Source organism: Streptomyces sp. NPDC127098 (assembly GCF_042722465.1).
In the GTDB taxonomy this organism is placed as follows: domain Bacteria; phylum Actinomycetota; class Actinomycetes; order Streptomycetales; family Streptomycetaceae; genus Streptomyces; species Streptomyces millisiae.
Window position 1 is genome coordinate 46,810 of sequence record NZ_JBHXFJ010000035.1, and the last position, 16,768, is coordinate 63,577.

Genomic DNA, 16,768 nt, shown 5'->3' on the forward strand with positions numbered 1-16,768 from the left:
CAGGCCGTGTTCCCGCCCGCACGCGATCGTTACTACGGATGGAGCAGCGAAGCACCAGCACAGACAGGTGAGAGATGAACGGACGCCCTCGTCCCGACCGCAGCCCGGGCCGCGAGCGCCAGCCCGTCCGTCGCCGGTCGGCCCGGCTCATGGAGCCGGCCATCCCGCGGCAGCCGAGGGGCGAGCGGTCCCAGCCGGCCGAGCAGGAGGGGGCGCCGGCGGCGGACGCCGCCGATCCGCTGGAGCATCCGCTCGCCGAGGCGGCGGCCGACGCGGCCACCGTGGAGAGCCTGTTGCGCTGCTGGATCAGGGAGACCGGCGCGGCGAGGCCGACCGGGCGCACCCTGCTCGTCCCGCTCGCCGCCTCGGGCGTCGTGCTCCGCGTCGGCCTCCGGTACTGGTCGGCAACCGGCTGGCACCGTTTCGGCGCCGTGCGCATCGAGGGCGCGCCTCCGGCCGCCGCTCCCGTGGACGCGGTCACGTTGGCCGCCCTGCTCGGCCGGGAGGCGGCGCACCGGGGCGGCGCCGGCCGGGGCGGCGCCGAAGCCACCGCGATGGTGGGCCGGGTCGCCGACTCGGTGCGGCGGACCGCCGGCTTCCTGGCCGAGCGGCGCCGCGCCCCGGGGCCTTCCGCGCACGGCCACGCCTTCCTCGACGCCGAGCAGTCCCTCCTCCTCGGCCACCCGCTGCACCCCACCCCCAAGAGCCGCGAGGGCCTGGCGGGCCACGAGTCCCGGCGCTCGTCACCCGAGTTGCGCGGCTCGTTCCCGCTGCACTGGATGGCCGTCGACCGCTCGGTGCTCGCCGCCGACTCCGCGTGGACGGAGCGCGGCGAGACGGTGCCGGCCGAGGTGCTCGCCGCCCGTCTCGCCGGCCCCGGGCTCGCCCTCCCGCCCGGCACGGTTCCGCTGCCGCTGCACCCCTGGCAGGCCCGCGACGTGGTCCACCGCCCGTCCGTGGCCGCGCTGTTGGGCGCCGGGCTGCTGCACGACCTCGGCGAGCACGGCGAACCGTGGTACCCCACATCCTCGGTCCGCACCGTGCACCGGCCGGGCGCGCCCGCCATGCTCAAGCTCTCGCTCGCCCTCCGTATCACCAACTCCCGCCGGGAGAACCTGCGCAAGGAGCTGCACCGGGGCGTCGAGGTGCACCGGCTGCTCTCCAGCGGGCTCGGCGCGCAGTGGCGCGCCGCCTTCCCCACAGGGCCGGGGTTCGACATCGTGCGGGACCCGGCCTGGCTCGCCGTGGACGACGTGCAGGGCCGGCCCGTGCCAGGGCTCGACACCGTCCTGCGGCACAACCCGTTCGGGCCACGGGACGACGCCCTGTGCCTGGCAGCGCTCACCGGTCCCCGGCCCTGGCCCGGCCGCCCCGAGGCCGAGCTGCGCTCCCGCCTGGCCGACGTGGTGTGCGCCATCGCCGACCGCACCGGGCGCGGCACGCCGGCCGTGGCCGCCGAGTGGCTGCTCCGCTATCTGCGCGCGGTGGTCCGGCCGCTGCTCTGGCTCGACGCCCGGGCGGGCGTGGCGCTCGAGGCCCACCAGCAGAACACGCTGGTCCTGCTCGACGCCGAGGGCTGGCCGGCCGGCGGTCGCTACCGGGACAACCAGGGGTACTACTTCCGCGCGTCGCACCGCGAGGTCCTGGAGCGCCGGCTGCCCGGGATCGGCGCCAGTTCCGACACCTTCGTGGCCGACGAGGTGGCGGACGAGCGGTTCGCCTACTACCTCGGCATCAACAACGTGCTCGGCCTCATCGGCGCCTTCGGCGCGCAACGGCTCGCCGACGAGGGCCTCCTGCTGGCCGCGTTCCGCCGCTTCCTGACCGAGGAGGCCCGTGGTGCGGGGGGCGATCCCGTGTCCTCGCTGGTGGCCCACCTGCTGGAGTCGGCGACCCTGCGCTGCAAGGCCAACATGCTCACCCGCCTGCACGGTCTCGACGAGCTCGTCGGCCCGGTGGACGGCCAGTCCGTCTACGTGACGGTCCCCAACCCGCTGGCCACCGCCTGAAGGAGCCGCCATGTCCGACGCCCAGCCCCAGGCCGGGGGCGCCGCCACCGCCGAGGCCGGAGGAGATCAGGACGCCGAGGGAGAGTGTGCCGAACCGCTCCACCCGGTCGGCCGGATCGCCGACTGGGGGCCGACCGACACGCCGGCCGGGGAGCTGCGGCTCGTGCCCGTGGTCCCGGCCCGTGACCTCGGACTCCTCACCTCCTGGATGAACGATCCGGTGGTCGACGCCTTCTGGTCGCTCGCCGGGCCGCCCGAGCGCATCGCGGCGCACGTCCGGGGCCAGCTCACGCGGGGCGGCGGCCGGAGCGTGCCCTGCGTCGGCGTGCTCGACGGGCGGCCGATGAGCTACTGGGAGATCTACCGGGCCGATCTCGATCCGCTCGCCCACCACTACCCGTCCCGCCCGCACGACACCGGTCTGCACCTGCTGATCGGCCGTCCCGAGGACCGCGGCCGCGGCGTCGGCGCCGCCCTGCTGCGCGCCGTCGCCGACCTCGTGCTGCGCCACCGGCCGTGCTGCGGGCGCGTGGTCGCCGAGCCCGACGTGCGCAACGCGGCCTCGATCGCGGCCTTCCGCGCCGCCGGCTTCCGGCGGGTCGGCGAGGTCCTGCTCCCGGAGAAACGTGCCGCCTTGATGCTCAGGGAGCGCTGAGCGCCCGGTGGCCGGCCCGACCCCCGCCCCCGCGACCGAGGAGGAGAGCCCGTGTCCCCGTTTCCCGCCAGGCCGGCCAGCGCCGGCCAGACCGTCTGGGAGCTGGCAGCCCGCGGACTGCTGGCCAAGATGATCGGCGAGTTCGCCTACGAGGGCATCGTCACCCCTCGCCCGGACGGCCCGCCGGCCGACGCCTACCACCTGCGCGTCGCCGCCGACCTCGGCTACCGCTTCCGGGCCAGGCGCGGCGCCTACGGCCACTGGAGCGTGGATCCGGCGAGCCTGCCACCCGGCGCCGACCCGCTGGAGTTCGTGGCGCGAGCCCACGACACGCTGCTCGGGCTCTCCGGCGACACCACGGGCCATCTGATCCGCGAGCTCACCGCGACCCTCAGCGCCGACGTGGCCCTGGCGGCCGACCCGATCAGCGCCGCGGAGCTCGCCGACCTGGACCACGCCGCGCTCGAGGGGCGCCAGACCGGCCACCCGTGGCTGGTGGCGAACAAGGGCCGCCTCGGCTTCTCCGCCACCGACGCCGCCCGCTGGGCCCCCGAGTCCCGCACCCCCCGCCCACTGCCCTGGCTCGCGGCACACCGCGAGTTCGCCCACTACCGGGGCATATCCGCGCTGGCCAGGCCCGAGGCGCTGTACGCCGACGAGCTGACCGGCGCCACCCGCGAGGCGTTCGCCCGCACCGTCGCAGAACAGGGACGCGACCCCGCCGACTACCTGTGGCTGCCCGTCCACCCCTGGCAGTGGGACGAGACGATCGCGACTCTCTTCGCCCCGCAGCTCGCCTCCCGCGCGCTGATACCCCTGCCCACCGACGGCGACCTACGGCTGCCCCAGCAGTCCGTCCGCACCTTCCTCAACGCCAGCCGCCCGCACGGCCGTACCGTCAAGCTGCCGCTCTCCATCCTCAACACCCTGGTGTGGCGCGGGTTGCCGACCGAGCGCACGCTGGCCGCCCCCGCCGTCACCGGCTGGGTGCACGCGGTGCGCGACGGCGATCCGTTCCTGGCCGAGGAGACCAGGCCCGTGCTGCTCGGTGAGATCGCCTCCGTCACCGTCGAGCACCCCCTCTACGACCGGCTCCCCACCGTCCCCTACCAGTACCGGGAGTTGCTCGGCTGTATCTGGCGGGAGCCGATCGGGCCCGACCTGGGCGCCGGGGAGCGGGCCCGCACTCTCGCCGCCCTGCTCTGGACCGACGCCACCGGCCGGTCCCTGACCGCCGAGCTGGTCGAGCGCTCGGGGCTCTCGGCCCGCAGCTGGCTGCGGAGCCTGTTCGCGGCGCTGCTGCCGCCGCTGCTGCACTTCCTCTACCGCTACGGCACGGTCTTCTCGCCGCACGGTGAGAACGCGTTGGTGGTCTTCGACGAGCGGGACATCCCGGTCAGGCTCGCGGTCAAGGACTTCGTGGACGACGTCAACCTGAGCGCCGAGCCGCTGCCCGAGTTCGACGCGATCCCGCGGCAGGTGCGCGAGGTGCTGCTCACCGAGCCGCCCGCGTTTCTCCCGCAGTTCATCCACTCCGGCCTCTTCGTCGGGGTCTTCCGTTACCTGGCCCCGCTGTGCGAGCGGGAACTCGGCGTCCAGGAGGGCGACTTCTGGTCACTCGTCCGGGCGGAGATCCTCCACTACCAGCACCGCTTCCCGGAGCTCAAGCACCGGTTCGAGGCGTTCGACCTGCTCAGCCCGCGCATCGAGCGGCTGTGCCTCAACCGCAACCGGCTGCACCTGGACGGCTACCGGGACCGGCCGCAGCGCCCGCACGCCGTGGTCCACGGGACTGTCGCGAATCCGCTGCACTGCCCCTGAGCGGGACGAGAGTGTCAGTGGAGCCGCGTAGGGTGTCAGCCCTATGACTGCCACATCAGGGAAGCCCACCCTCACCGATCTGCTGCACGCCGCCGTCGCCGCCGTGGGAGGTGCCGAGCGGTCCGGGCAGGTCGCGATGACGGAGGCGGTCGCCGAGGCGTTCCAGGACGGCACGCACCTGCTGGTCCAGGCCGGCACCGGCACGGGCAAGTCGCTGGGCTATCTGGTGCCGGCCATCGCCACGGGGGACCGGGTGGTGGTGGCCACCGCCACCCTCGCGCTCCAGCGGCAGCTGATCGAGCGTGACCTGCCGCGCACGGTGGAGGCGCTGCATCCGCTGCTCCGCCGCCGACCCGAGTTCGCCACCCTGAAGGGCCGGTCCAACTACCTCTGCCTGCACCGCCTCCACGAGGGCGTGCCGCAGGACGACGAGGAGGGCCTGTTCAACCAGTTCGAGGTGGCGGAGTCGACCGGCGGGCCCACCAGCAGGCTCGGCAAGGACCTGCTGCGGCTGCGGGACTGGTCGGACGAGACGGAGACGGGGGACAGGGACGACCTGGCCCCCGGCGTCTCCGATCGGGCCTGGGCCCAGGTGTCGGTCTCCTCCCGGGAGTGCCTCGGCGCCAGCAGGTGTGCCTATGGCGCCGAGTGCTTCGCGGAGGCGGCGCGGGAGCGGGCCAAGCTGGCCGAGGTGATCGTCACCAACCACGCGCTGCTGGCGATCGACGCCATCGAGGGCGCGCCGGTGCTGCCCGGGCACGACGTGCTGATCGTGGACGAGGCGCACGAGCTGGTGTCGCGGGTGACCGGGGTGGCGACCGGTGAGCTGACGCCCGGCGGCGTCGGGCGGGCGGTGCGCCGGGCCGCCAAGCTGATCGACGAGAAGACGGCCGACCGGCTGGCCACGGCGGCCGAGGGCTTCGAGCGGCTGATGGAGCTGGCCCTGCCCGGCCGGCTCGAGGAGATCCCCGAGGACCTGGGCTACGCGCTGACGGCCCTGCGCGACGCGGCCCGCGCCGCGATCACCGCCCTGGGGAACACCAGGGACGCCTCCGTGGCCGACGAGGACGCGGTGCGCAAGCAGGCGCTGGCCTCGATCGAGACGGTCCAGGAGGTGTCCGAGCGCATCGTGCAGGGCTCGGAGTTCGACGTCGTCTGGTACGAGCGGCACGACCGGTACGGTGCGTCGCTCCGGGTGGCGCCGCTGTCGGTCTCCGGGCTGCTGCGGGAGAAGCTGTTCGAGGACCGCTCCGTGGTGCTCACCTCGGCGACGCTCAAGCTCGGCGGGGACTTCAACGGGGTGGGCGCCTCGCTCGGCCTGGCGCCCGAGGGGCAGCACGACGAGGAGTTCCCGGAGTGGAAGGGTCTCGACGTGGGCTCGCCCTTCGACTACCGGAAGCAGGGCATCCTCTATGTCGCGCAGCACCTGTCGCCGCCCGGGCGGGACAGCAGCCGAGCGGACATGATCGACGAGCTGGCCGAGCTCGTGGAGGCGGCCGGTGGGCGCACGCTGGGGCTCTTCTCGTCGATGCGTGGCGCGCAGACGGCGGCGGAGGAGCTGCGGGGGCGCCTCGACGTGCCGATCCTGCTGCAGGGCGAGGAGACGTTGGGCGAGCTGATCCGTACCTTCGCGGAGGACGCGCGGACCTGCCTCTTCGGCACGCTCTCGCTCTGGCAGGGGGTTGATGTGCCGGGGCCGAGCTGCCAGCTCGTGGTGATGGACCGGATCCCCTTCCCCCGGCCGGACGACCCGCTGGTGAGTGCCCGGCAGAAGGCGGTGGAGGAGGCCGGCGGCAACGGCTTCATGGCCGTGGCCGCCACCCATGCCGCGCTGCTGATGGCGCAGGGGGCCGGCCGGCTGGTGCGGGCCACCGGGGATCGAGGCGTGGTCGCGGTGCTCGACCCCAGGCTGGCCAAGGCGCGCTACGGGGGCTTCCTGCGGAGCTCGATGCCGGACTTCTGGTACACCACCGACCGGAATCAGGTGCGGCGCTCGCTCGCCGCGATCGACGCGGCCGCGCGGGACGCGGCGGTCGAGGGCGCCACCGCGTCATAGGGCACGGCGTCACAACGGGCACCGGGCGGCCCGGGGGGCGGTGAACCGGCGGAGGCGGTCAGATCCGCCGCATCACGGCGACGACCTTGCCCAGGATGGTGGCGTCGTCCCCCGGGATCGGCTGGTAGGCCGCGTTGTGCGGGAGGAGCCAGACCTGGCCGTCCTCGCGCTTGAACCGCTTGACGGTGGCCTCGCCGTCCAGCATCGCGGCGACGATGTCGCCGTTCTCCGCGACCGGCTGGCGGCGCACCGTGACCCAGTCGCCGTCGCAGATGGCGGCCTCGATCATCGAGTCCCCGACGACCTTGAGCACGAACAGCTCGCCGTCCCCGACCAGCTGCCGGGGGAGCGGGAACACGTCCTCGACGGACTCCTCGGCCAGGATCGGGCCACCGGCCGCGATCCGGCCGACCAGCGGCACATAGGAGGCCGCCGGCTTGCCCGCAGTGTCGGTGACCTGGGGGGCCGGGGTCTCGGCGCCGCGCACCTCGTAGGCGCGCGGGCGATGCGGGTCGCGCCGCAGGAAGCCCTTGCGCTCCAGGGCCATCAGCTGGTGGGCGACGGAGGAGGTGCTCGACAGGCCGACCGCCTGGCCGATCTCCCGCATGGACGGTGGGTAGCCGCGACGCTGCACCGAGTCGCGGATGACCTCGATGACCCGGCGCTGGCGATCGGTGAGCCCCGAGCTGTCGGCTCGGATGCCGGGAGGTCGGCCGGGCATCGAACGGGGGGCCCCGGGCGCCGCGATGCGGTCATGGCGGCGCTCAGCGGCGGTGATGGCGTCGTCTGCTGCGGTGGTCATGTCGGCCCCTTCTCGGTGGTACTCCCTAGTCAGACAACGGTAGTTGCTATCGAAAGGTTGCGCCAAACACACGTTCGAGTGAAAAATCGCTGATCAGCTGACGTGATCAAGAGGGTGGGTGTAAAGAGCTCGCGTCGGCCGGGGTCGGCCGCGAACGGTTACCGGGCCATGCGATAGCCTCCCATGCGTTCGCCGGCCGCTCGCGCGCGGCCCGCACTCGGTCCCGGCCGTCCCGCAGCGACACGCGCGGCGATGATGTTGACAGCCTACCCCCCGCCACCCCTAGATCTAGTGGTCTGCTGTCAAAACGATCCCAGAAATTGTGGTCTCGCGTCATCCTTGGCGAGGGAAATCGCCTATGCTTGGCAGTGTCCCCCGGGGAGCGCCGACGGCGCGGCCCGGGTGGTGGAGTCGTGCCGCCATGTTCGTGTGAGCACGCTCCGTGATCGAGGCTCGCATGAGTCGTCAGCGCCGTGAGGAAGGGAGTGAGCGATGCACTGCCCCTTCTGCAGGCACCCCGACAGCCGCGTCGTCGACAGCCGCACCGCGGACGACGGGACCATGATCCGCCGGCGTCGGCAGTGTCCGAGCTGCTCGCGGCGGTTCACCACGGTGGAGACGGCCTCGCTGATGGTGATCAAGCGCAGCGGCGTGACGGAGCCGTTCAGCCGGGACAAGGTGATCGCCGGCGTCCGCAAGGCGTGTCAGGGGCGTCCCGTCACGGAGGACGCGCTGGCGCAGCTCGGCCAGCGGGTGGAGGAGGCCGTGCGCGCCACCGGCAGCGCCGAGCTCTCCACCCACGACGTGGGCCTGGCGATACTCGGCCCGCTCCGCGAGCTCGACCTGGTCGCCTATCTTCGCTTCGCCTCGGTCTACCGTGCCTTCGACTCCCTCGAGGACTTCGAGGCCGCCATCGCCGAGTTGCGCCAGGGCTTCGCGCCCGAGCGACCACCCGCCGACGCGGGCGCGGCCCCCCTCCCCGAGGGCCGACCGGCGGCCGCCGGCTAGCGCCCGGCACCTCAGGCGGCGAGGCGGGGCACCACGCCGGCCGCCGTCCCGGGCGGACGACACACACAGAGAGCTTGACCGAGGCGCATGGTCGCGCTCCGGCCATCAGAACAGAACGCGCGATCCGGTGCGAACCGGATGGCACAAGGGCGCATGCCCGTACAGGGAGGCGGAATGACAGAGACGACGAGCGGCCCGGCACGAGGATCCCGCGCCAGGGGCGGCAAGGGCGCCAAGGGCCTGCGGATCGAGCGCATCCACACCACTCCCGGGGTCCACCCCTACGACGAGGTGGTGTGGGAGCGTCGTGACGTCGTCATGACGAACTGGCGCGACGGCTCGGTCAACTTCGAACAGCGGGGCGTCGAGTTCCCCGACTTCTGGTCGGTGAACGCGGTCAACATCGTCACGAGCAAGTACTTCCGCGGCGCCGTCGGCACCCCGCAGCGGGAGACCGGCCTCAAGCAGTTGATCGACCGCGTGGTCAAAACCTACCGCGCGGCCGGTGAGGAGCACGAGTACTTCGCCTCCCCGGCGGACGCGGAGATCTTCGAGCACGAGCTGGCGTACGCCCTGCTGCACCAGATCTTCAGCTTCAACTCGCCGGTGTGGTTCAACGTCGGCACCCAGCAGCCGCAGCAGGTGAGCGCCTGCTTCATCCTCTCCGTCGACGACTCCATGGAGTCGATCCTCGACTGGTACAAGGAAGAGGGGATGATCTTCAAGGGCGGCTCGGGCGCGGGGCTCAACCTCTCGCGGATCCGGTCCTCCAAGGAGCTGCTGTCCTCGGGCGGCAACGCCTCGGGGCCGGTGTCCTTCATGCGTGGCGCGGACGCGTCGGCCGGCACCATCAAGTCGGGCGGCGCCACTCGCCGCGCGGCCAAGATGGTCGTGCTCGACGTGGACCACCCGGACATCGAGGCCTTCATCGAGACCAAGGTGAAGGAGGAGGAGAAGATCCGCGCCCTGCGGGACGCGGGCTTCGACATGGACCTGGGCGGCGACGACATCACGTCCGTCCAGTACCAGAACGCCAACAACTCGGTGCGGGTGAACGACGAGTTCATGCGCGCCGTCGAGTCGGGCTCGAAGTTCGGGCTGCGGGCGCGGACCACCGGCGAGATCATCGAGGAGGTGGACGCCAAGGCGCTCTTCCGCAAGATGGCCGAGGCGGCCCACGCCTGCGCCGACCCGGGCATCCAGTACGACGACACCATCAACCACTGGCACACCTCGCCGGAGTCGGGGCGGATCAGCGCCTCCAACCCGTGCAGCGAGTACATGCACCTGGACAACTCCTCGTGCAACCTGGCCTCGCTGAACCTGATGAAGTTCCTCAACGACGACGACCAGGGCAACCAGTCGTTCGACGCCGAGCGGTTCGTCAAGGTCGTGGAACTGGTCATCACGGCGATGGACATCTCCATCTGCTTCGCCGACTTCCCGACCCGGAAGATCGGCGAGACGACCAGGGCGTTCCGGCAGCTGGGCATCGGCTACGCCAACCTCGGCGCCCTGCTCATGGCCACGGGCCACGCCTACGACTCGGACGGCGGCCGGGCGCTGGCGGGCGCCATCACCTCGCTGATGACCGGGACCTCCTACCGCAGGTCCGCCGAGTTGGCCGCGGTGGTCGGGGCCTACGACGGCTACGCGCGCAACGCGGACGCGCACAACCGGGTCATGCGGCAGCACGCGGAGGCCAACGCGGCGGCCAAGCGCATGGACGACCTGGACAGCCCGGTCTGGGCCGCGGCCACCGAGGCCTGGCAGGACGTGCTGCGGCTCGGCAAGAAGAACGGTTTCCGCAACGCGCAGGCCTCCGTGCTGGCCCCGACGGGCACCATCGGCCTGATGATGGACTGCGACACCACGGGTGTGGAGCCGGACCTGGCGCTGGTGAAGTTCAAGAAGCTCGTCGGCGGCGGCTCCATGCAGATCGTCAACAACACGGTGCCCAAGGCGCTCAAGCGGCTCGGCTACCAGCCGGAGCAGATCGAGGCGATCGTCGCCCACATCGCGGAGCACGGCAACGTGGTGGACGCGCCCGGGCTCAGGCAGGAGCACTACGAGGTGTTCGACTGCGCGATGGGCGAGCGCTCCATCGCGCCGATGGGCCACGTGCGGATGATGGCGGCGGCCCAGCCGTTCCTGAGCGGTGCCATCTCCAAGACGGTCAACATGCCGAGCACCAGCACGGTGGACGACGTCGCCGAGATCTACCTGGAGGGCTGGAAGCTCGGCGTCAAGGCGCTGGCCGTCTACGTGGAGAACAGCAAGGTCGGGCAGCCGCTCTCCGCGAAGAAGAAGGAGTCGGAGAAGGCCGAGGCCCCGGCGGCGGTGGCCGTCGAGCCCGAGAAGGTCGTCGAGTACCGGCCGGTCCGTAAGCGGCTGCCGAAGGGCCGTCCGGGGATCACCACCTCATTCACGGTGGGCGGTGCCGAGGGCTACATGACGGCCAACTCCTACCCGGACGACGGCCTCGGCGAGGTCTTCCTGAAGATGTCCAAGCAGGGCTCGACCCTGGCCGGCATGATGGACGCCTTCTCCATCGCCGTCTCCGTGGGCCTCCAGTACGGCGTGCCGCTCGAGACGTACGTCTCCAAGTTCACCAACATGCGGTTCGAGCCGGCGGGCATGACGGACGACCCGGACGTGCGGATGGCGCAGTCCATCGTGGACTACATCTTCCGCCGCCTGGCGCTCGACTTCCTGCCCTTCGAGACCCGCTCGGCGCTGGGCATCCACACCGCGACCGAGCGGCAGCGCCACCTGGAGACCGGCTCCTACGAGCCGACGGACGACGAGCTCGACGTCGAGGGACTCTCCCAGTCGGCGCCCCGCCAGGCCGAGGCGCCCCGGACGTCCAGCGCGCCGACGCCGCCGGCCCCCGAGGTGCCGGTGCAGGAGAGCCCGGCTCCGCGTGAGGCGCACAGCTCCACGGAGCTGGCCGAGATGCGCCTCGGGCTGAACGCGGACGCGCCGCTCTGCCTCGCCTGTGGCACGAAGATGCGCCGCGCCGGCAGCTGCTACCTGTGCGAGGGCTGCGGCTCCACCAGCGGCTGCAGCTGATCGGGCCGCGCGCTCCCGGCGCGCGGGGGCAGGAGGGGGAGTCGGTTCCGGCCGGCTCCCCCTCCGGCGTGCCGGGGGAGTGGCGGGAGCGCCCGGTGTGCGCGATTCGGGTCAGTCGCCCACACTGGTGAGCGACGGGGGTGGCGGAAGGCGGTGGTCATGAGCGTGATCCTGGTGACCGGCGGCACGGGGACGCTGGGGCGTGAGGTGGTGGCGCGGCTGCTGGAGGACGAGCACGAGGTGCGGGTCCTCAGCCGCCGGAGCCGTGACGAGGGCGAGCGGTTGCCGGTGAGGTGGTTCACCGGCGACCTCAAGTCCGGTCGTGGGCTCGGCCCCGCGATGGCCGGCGTGGACGTGGTCGTGCACTGTGCCACGACCATCGGGCGGGCCGACATCACGGCCACCCGGCGGCTGATCGGGGCGGCGCGGGAGGCCGGGACCCCGCACCTGGTCTACATCTCGATCGTGGGGATCGACCGCGTACCCACCTTCCCCTACTACCGGGCCAAGCTGGAGTGCGAGCGGCTCGTGGAGGAGTCGGGGCTGCCGTGGACGATCCTGCGGGCCACCCAGTTCCACAGCCTGATCACCCGCTTCGTGCATGCTCAGCGCCTGTTCCCCGCGGTGGTCACGCTGGGCGGTGGCGCGCGTCTGCAGCCGGTGGAGGCCGCCGAGGTGGGCCGGCGGCTCGCCGAGTTGGCGACCGGGGAGCCGGCCGGGCGGGTGGCGGACATGGCGGGCCCCGAGATCCGCTCGGCCGAGGAGCTGACCAGGGAGGCAGTCAGGGCCGAGGGGCTGCACCGCCCCGTGCTGCCGCTGCGGCTGCCGGCCAAGTCGTTCCGGGCCGTGCGGGAGGGGGCGCTGCTGGCGCCTGAACACGCGGACGGGCGGGTGTCGTTCGAGGAGTTCCTGGCTCATCACTGATGGGCCGGGCATGACGAACGGTGCGTGTTCTCCCCTGACTTGGCCGGTATTCGAGGGGGCGGCCCGGTTGGCCTTACGATGGCGCGGTGCTGGTCAAGTGGATGCGATGCACCGTGGTCGACAAGGTCGGCTTCGAACGGGGGCAGCGGAAGTGGGCGGGGCTGCTGGGCGAGCCGGGGTTCCGGGCCCAGGGCGGCGGGTGGAGTCGTGGCCGCCAGGGCGTGGTGCATCTGTTCGGCTTCTGGGAGAGCCGGGCGTTCTACGACTCCTTCATGGCCAGGTCCCACGACCGGCTCGCGGCCAGCCAGACCGGCACCTACCAGGACATGCGGGTGCGGCTCTTCGAGTACCGGTTCGACGTCAAGACCGGGTTCGAGCCGATGTTCGCGGACGCCGACCTGTTGCGGGTGGCGCACTGCCGGGTGCACGAGGAGCGCGCGGAGCACTTCGCCCTGATGCAGGAGAAGGTGTGGAACCCGGCGATGGCGGGGTCGCCGGGGATGCTGCGAGGGATCTTCGCGGAGGCCGAGCCGGAGAGCGAGTTCCTGGTGCTCTCGATGTGGGACTCGGCGGCCGAGCGGGCCAAGTACCGCACCGAGCGGGTGGAGCGGCTGGCGTTGCGGGCGCAGATCGGGGCCGATGTCGCCGCGATCGCGGGAGACGTCATCGACATGGAGCCGGCCTGGACGGTGTGACGGTGCTGTCCGGGTGGCCGAAGGCCGTCGCATAGGGTGGCACCATGGCACAGCCGCGGCGTATCGTGCTCCTCCGGCACGGAGAGTCACAGGGGAACTATGACGATTCCGTGTACGAGCACATCCCCGATCACGCTCTGGAGCTGACGGCCAAGGGGCGGCTCCAGGCGAGGAGCGCCGGCGAGCACCTGCGGGAGATCTTCGGTACGGAGCGGGTCTCGGCCTATGTGTCGCCCTATCGTCGCACCCACCAGACGTTCCAACTGCTCGGTCTCGACCCGACCAGGGTGCGGGTGCGCGAGGAGCCGCGGCTGCGCGAGCAGGACTGGGGCAACTGGCAGGACCGGCAGGACGTGCTGCGCCAGAAGCGCGCCAGGGACGCCTACGGTCACTTCTTCTACCGCTTCGCCCAGGGGGAGTCGGGGGCCGATGTCTACGACCGGGTCGGCGCCTTCCTGGAGAGCCTGTGGCGCAGCTTCGAGGAGCCCGACCATCCGCCGAACGTGCTGCTGGTGACGCACGGTCTGACGATGCGGCTGTTCTGCATGCGCTGGCTGCACTGGACCGTCGCCGAGTTCGAGTCGCTGTCCAACCCGGGGAACGGCGAGACCCGCGAGCTGGTACTCGGCCGGGACCGCCGCTACCACCTCGACCGCCCCTTCGAGCACTGGCACACACCCGAGCGGCCCTTCCAGGGCTGGTGTGCGTAGGGTGGGCCGCGACATGCCGTACGAACCTCCCACCCACCGCGTCGAGCGGTCCATCAGGGCCCTGACCGGAGCCCGGCTGGTCGCCGGCGTCGACGAGGTGGGCCGTGGCGCCTGGGCCGGACCGGTCACGGTGTGCGCGGCCGTCACCGGGCTGCGGCGCCCGCCCGAGGGCCTGACCGACTCCAAGCTGCTCACCCCCCTGCGCCGCACCGCGCTCGCCGAGGTGCTGACGGACTGGGTCACCTCGTACGCCCTGGGACACGCCTCGCCACAGGAGATCGACGCGCTGGGCATGACGGCGGCCCTGCGACTGGCCGCCGTCCGGGCGCTCGAGGGCCTGCCGGAGCGCCCGGACGCCGTGATCCTGGACGGCAAGCACGACTATCTCGGCGCCCCCTGGCAGGTGCGCACGGTCATCAAGGGAGACCAGTCCTGCGTGGCGGTGGCCGCCGCCTCCGTGATCGCCAAGGTGCGGCGGGACGCGTTGCTGGCCGACCTCGGCGCGGAGCATCCGGAGTTCGCCTTCGACAGCAATGCCGGCTACCCCTCGCCCGTGCACCGGGCGGCCCTTGAGGAGCTGGGCCCCACGCCCCATCACCGGCTCTCCTGGGCCTACATGGACGCCCTGCCACGCTGGCGCCATCTCAAGCTCCCGGCCCACCGGGACGCGGTGGCCGACGAGTCCCTGGAAGACGCCGGCCAGCTCGGCATCTTCTGACCCGGTCAGCCCTGCACCGCCAGGACGAGGGGCAGCACCTGCCCCGCGCCCTCGCCGCGCAGCAGCCGCGCGGCCAGCGCCAGCGTCCAGCCCGACTCGGCGAAGTCGTCGACTAGCAGCAGGGGGCCCGGGGTCTGCCTGATCGCCTCCACCGTGCCCGGGGCCAGCTCCAGTGAGCCGTGCAGCTCCAGCACCCTGCGGCCGCTGTTGCTGCGCTGGGCCCGGGACGCCGACTCGGCGTGCCGGACCGTGCCGAGCAGCGGCATCCGACCGGCGGCGGCGATGCCCTCGGCCAGCGACGTGACCAGGCTCGGCCTGGCACGGGAGGCGACGCGGACCACGCCCACCGGGCGGTCCAGGGCGTCGGGGCCCCCGGCGACCCAGCCGCCCGGCCCGCGGGCCCAGTCGGCCAGCACCGCCACCACGGCGTCCAGCACGTCCTTGGGGACCGGGCCGTCCTGCCCACCGGGGGACAGGAGCGGGCGGAGGCGGTTCCCCCAGCCGATGTCGGAGAGCCGCCCGAGGGCCCGGCCCGCCTCGGCCTGCTCGCCCGGTGGGATGCGGCCCTTGAGCTCGAGCCCGAGCGCGGGCAGCCCCGTGGGCCACATCCGCCGCGGCTCGAGCGGTATCCCCGGCCTGGTCAACTCGCCGCGCGCGGCCTCGAGCGCCGCCTGGGCCACGCCGGTCTCGAACCTGGCGCCCGCGCAGTTGTCGCAGCGGCCGCACGGCGCGGCCTCCGGGTCGTCGAGCTGGCGTCGCAGGAACTCCATCCGACAGCCCGTGGTGGTGGCGTACTCGCGCATGGCCTGCTGCTCGGCGGACCGCTGACGTGCCACCCACGCGTACCGCTCGGCGTCGTAGGCCCAGGGCTTGCCGGTCGCCGACCAGCCGCCGCGCTCCCTGCGGACAGCACCGTCCACGTCCAGGACCTTGAGCATCATCTCCAGGCGTGACCTGCGCAGCTCGACCTGGGGCTCGAGGGCCGGCAACGACATCGGCCGGCCGGCGGCCTCCAGGACCTGGAGGGTGTGCCGCACCTGCGACTCGGGGGGAAACGCCAGCGAGGCGAAGTACCGCCAGATCGCCTCGTCCTCCGGCCCCGGCAGCAGCAGCACCTCGGCCTGGTCCACACCGCGGCCGGCCCGGCCGACCTGCTGGTAGTAGGCGATAGGGGAGGAGGGCGAGCCGAGGTGGATGACGAAGCCCAGGTCCGGCTTGTCGAAGCCCATGCCGAGCGCGGAGGTGGCGACCAGTGCCTTGACGCGGTTGGCCAGCAGGTCGTCCTCGGCGGCCACCCGGTCCGCGTTCTCCGTGCGGCCGGTGTAGGCGGCGACCCGGTGCCCGCACGCCGTGAGATAGGCCGTGACCTCCTCCGCCGCCGCCACGGTGAGCGTGTAGATGATGCCGGAGCCGGGGAGCCGCTCCAGATTCCCGTCGAGCCAGGCCAGCCGGTGCGCCGCGTCGGGCAGCCGCAGCACCGAGAGCCGCAGGCTCTCCCGGTCGAGCGGCCCTCTGAGGACGAGCGCCTCGGCGCTGTCGCCGCCGGTGCCGAGCTGCTCGGCGACGTCCGCCGTCACCCGGGAGTTGGCCGTGGCCGTGGTCGCGAGCACGGGAACGCCGGCCGGGAGTTCGGCAAGCACGGTGCGCAGCCGGCGGTAGTCGGGACGGAAGTCGTGGCCCCAGTCGGAGATGCAGTGGGCCTCGTCCACCACCAGCAGGCCGGTGCTCGCCGCGAGTTCTGGCAACACGGTGTCGCGGAACTCCGGGTTGTTGAGCCGCTCCGGGCTCACGAGCAGCACGTCGACCTGACCGGCGGCCACCTCGGCGCGCACGCCCTCCCACTCCTCGCTGTTGGACGAGTTGATGGTGCGGGCACGGATGCCGGCCCTGGCCGCGGCCTCGATCTGGTTGCGCATGAGCGCGAGCAGCGGCGAGATGATGACCGTCGGACCGCTGCCCCGCTCGCGCAGCAGGGCGGTGGCCACGAAGTACACCGCGGACTTGCCCCAGCCGGTGCGCTGGACGACGAGCGCGCGGCGGCGCTCCGCGACCAGTGCCTCGATGGCCCGCCACTGGTCGGGGCGGAGCGCGGCCCGGTCCGTGGTGTCACCGACCAGGCGGGCCAGCACGGCGTCGGCCGCCGCGCGCAGCGCCGACCGGGCCGAGGGATCGGACCCGGTCTCGGCGGATCCGGTGGGGGCGGAGTGCGGGGGAGCTCCCGCGGGTGTGTGCTGCATGCCCCCATGCAAGCGGATGGCGGGGACACTCTGCCAACGAGCCTGTGGATAAACCGGTCAT

At 72.7% G+C, this 16,768-nt stretch carries 12 protein-coding genes; 10 read left to right on the forward strand and 2 right to left on the reverse strand.

The window, feature by feature from the left end; genetic code table 11:
• Positions 1 to 74 precede the first annotated feature (74 nt).
• Genes ACFWI8_RS21915 through ACFWI8_RS21930 form a run of 4 tightly spaced genes read left to right on the forward strand, consistent with a single transcriptional unit; the run spans position 75 to position 6,541 of the window.
• Positions 75 to 2,009, forward strand: coding sequence for an IucA/IucC family protein (locus tag ACFWI8_RS21915; protein WP_387094148.1), 1,935 nt, complete (start codon positions 75 to 77; stop codon positions 2,007 to 2,009).
• Between the two features lie 10 nt (positions 2,010 to 2,019).
• Positions 2,020 to 2,664 carry a GNAT family N-acetyltransferase gene (locus tag ACFWI8_RS21920; protein WP_387094150.1) on the forward strand — a complete coding sequence of 215 codons (645 nt, stop codon included), beginning with the start codon at positions 2,020 to 2,022 and terminating at the stop codon, positions 2,662 to 2,664.
• A 51-nt stretch (positions 2,665 to 2,715) separates the two neighbouring features.
• Positions 2,716 to 4,485, forward strand: coding sequence for an IucA/IucC family protein (locus ACFWI8_RS21925; protein ID WP_387094153.1), 1,770 nt, complete (start codon positions 2,716 to 2,718; stop codon positions 4,483 to 4,485).
• A 43-nt stretch (positions 4,486 to 4,528) separates the two neighbouring features.
• Complete coding sequence (locus ACFWI8_RS21930; protein WP_387094155.1) at positions 4,529 to 6,541, forward strand: ATP-dependent DNA helicase; 2,013 nt, start codon at positions 4,529 to 4,531, stop codon at positions 6,539 to 6,541.
• A 58-nt stretch (positions 6,542 to 6,599) separates the two neighbouring features.
• Here the strand turns inward: ACFWI8_RS21930 and lexA are convergent, their stop codons facing one another.
• Positions 6,600 to 7,343 carry a transcriptional repressor LexA gene (gene lexA, locus ACFWI8_RS21935; RefSeq protein ID WP_387094158.1) on the reverse strand — a complete coding sequence of 248 codons (744 nt, stop codon included), beginning with the start codon at positions 7,341 to 7,343 and terminating at the stop codon, positions 6,600 to 6,602.
• A 492-nt stretch (positions 7,344 to 7,835) separates the two neighbouring features.
• Between lexA and nrdR the strand changes: the two genes are divergently transcribed.
• The 6 genes from nrdR (at position 7,836) to ACFWI8_RS21965 (ending at position 14,470) form a co-directional block, all read left to right on the forward strand.
• Positions 7,836 to 8,351 (forward strand): transcriptional regulator NrdR, encoded by a 516-nt coding sequence (nrdR, locus tag ACFWI8_RS21940; protein WP_387094160.1) that lies wholly within the window; start codon positions 7,836 to 7,838, stop codon positions 8,349 to 8,351.
• A 174-nt stretch (positions 8,352 to 8,525) separates the two neighbouring features.
• The gene (locus ACFWI8_RS21945) at positions 8,526 to 11,423 is read left to right on the forward strand and encodes a vitamin B12-dependent ribonucleotide reductase (RefSeq protein ID WP_387094163.1); all 2,898 of its coding nucleotides are present in this window, start codon (positions 8,526 to 8,528) and stop codon (positions 11,421 to 11,423) included.
• Between the two features lie 159 nt (positions 11,424 to 11,582).
• A complete protein-coding gene (locus tag ACFWI8_RS21950; RefSeq protein WP_387094165.1) occupies positions 11,583 to 12,347 on the forward strand; it encodes an SDR family oxidoreductase in 765 nt (254 codons plus the stop codon).
• Between the two features lie 86 nt (positions 12,348 to 12,433).
• Positions 12,434 to 13,042, forward strand: a complete 609-nt coding sequence (locus tag ACFWI8_RS21955) for a YdbC family protein (RefSeq protein WP_387094168.1) — start codon at positions 12,434 to 12,436, stop codon at positions 13,040 to 13,042.
• A gap of 44 nt (positions 13,043 to 13,086) precedes the next feature.
• Positions 13,087 to 13,752, forward strand: a complete 666-nt coding sequence (locus tag ACFWI8_RS21960; protein ID WP_387094171.1) for a histidine phosphatase family protein — start codon at positions 13,087 to 13,089, stop codon at positions 13,750 to 13,752.
• A gap of 13 nt (positions 13,753 to 13,765) precedes the next feature.
• Entirely contained in the window at positions 13,766 to 14,470 is a 705-nt protein-coding gene (locus tag ACFWI8_RS21965) for a ribonuclease HII (RefSeq protein WP_387094174.1), read from the forward strand.
• Positions 14,471 to 14,475: 5 nt separating this feature from the next.
• Here ACFWI8_RS21965 and ACFWI8_RS21970 read toward each other — a convergent pair whose 3' ends face one another.
• Positions 14,476 to 16,707 carry a RecQ family ATP-dependent DNA helicase gene (locus ACFWI8_RS21970; RefSeq protein ID WP_387094177.1) on the reverse strand — a complete coding sequence of 744 codons (2,232 nt, stop codon included), beginning with the start codon at positions 16,705 to 16,707 and terminating at the stop codon, positions 14,476 to 14,478.
• Positions 16,708 to 16,768 lie beyond the last annotated feature (61 nt).

Bases quoted from the DNA above. Each gene is read 5' to 3' on its own strand.
- nrdR (WP_387094160.1), top strand. From the start codon at position 7,836: ATGCACTGCCCCTTCTGCAGGCACCCCGACAGCCGCGTCGTCGACAGC.
- ACFWI8_RS21920 (WP_387094150.1), top strand. From the start codon at position 2,020: ATGTCCGACGCCCAGCCCCAGGCCGGGGGCGCCGCCACCGCCGAGGCC.
- ACFWI8_RS21945 (WP_387094163.1), top strand. From the start codon at position 8,526: ATGACAGAGACGACGAGCGGCCCGGCACGAGGATCCCGCGCCAGGGGC.
- ACFWI8_RS21965 (WP_387094174.1), top strand. From the start codon at position 13,766: ATGCCGTACGAACCTCCCACCCACCGCGTCGAGCGGTCCATCAGGGCC.
- ACFWI8_RS21930 (WP_387094155.1), top strand. From the start codon at position 4,529: ATGACTGCCACATCAGGGAAGCCCACCCTCACCGATCTGCTGCACGCC.
- ACFWI8_RS21970 (WP_387094177.1), bottom strand. From the start codon at position 16,707: ATGCAGCACACACCCGCGGGAGCTCCCCCGCACTCCGCCCCCACCGGA.
- ACFWI8_RS21915 (WP_387094148.1), top strand. From the start codon at position 75: ATGAACGGACGCCCTCGTCCCGACCGCAGCCCGGGCCGCGAGCGCCAG.
- lexA (WP_387094158.1), bottom strand. From the start codon at position 7,343: ATGACCACCGCAGCAGACGACGCCATCACCGCCGCTGAGCGCCGCCAT.
- ACFWI8_RS21950 (WP_387094165.1), top strand. From the start codon at position 11,583: ATGAGCGTGATCCTGGTGACCGGCGGCACGGGGACGCTGGGGCGTGAG.
- ACFWI8_RS21960 (WP_387094171.1), top strand. From the start codon at position 13,087: ATGGCACAGCCGCGGCGTATCGTGCTCCTCCGGCACGGAGAGTCACAG.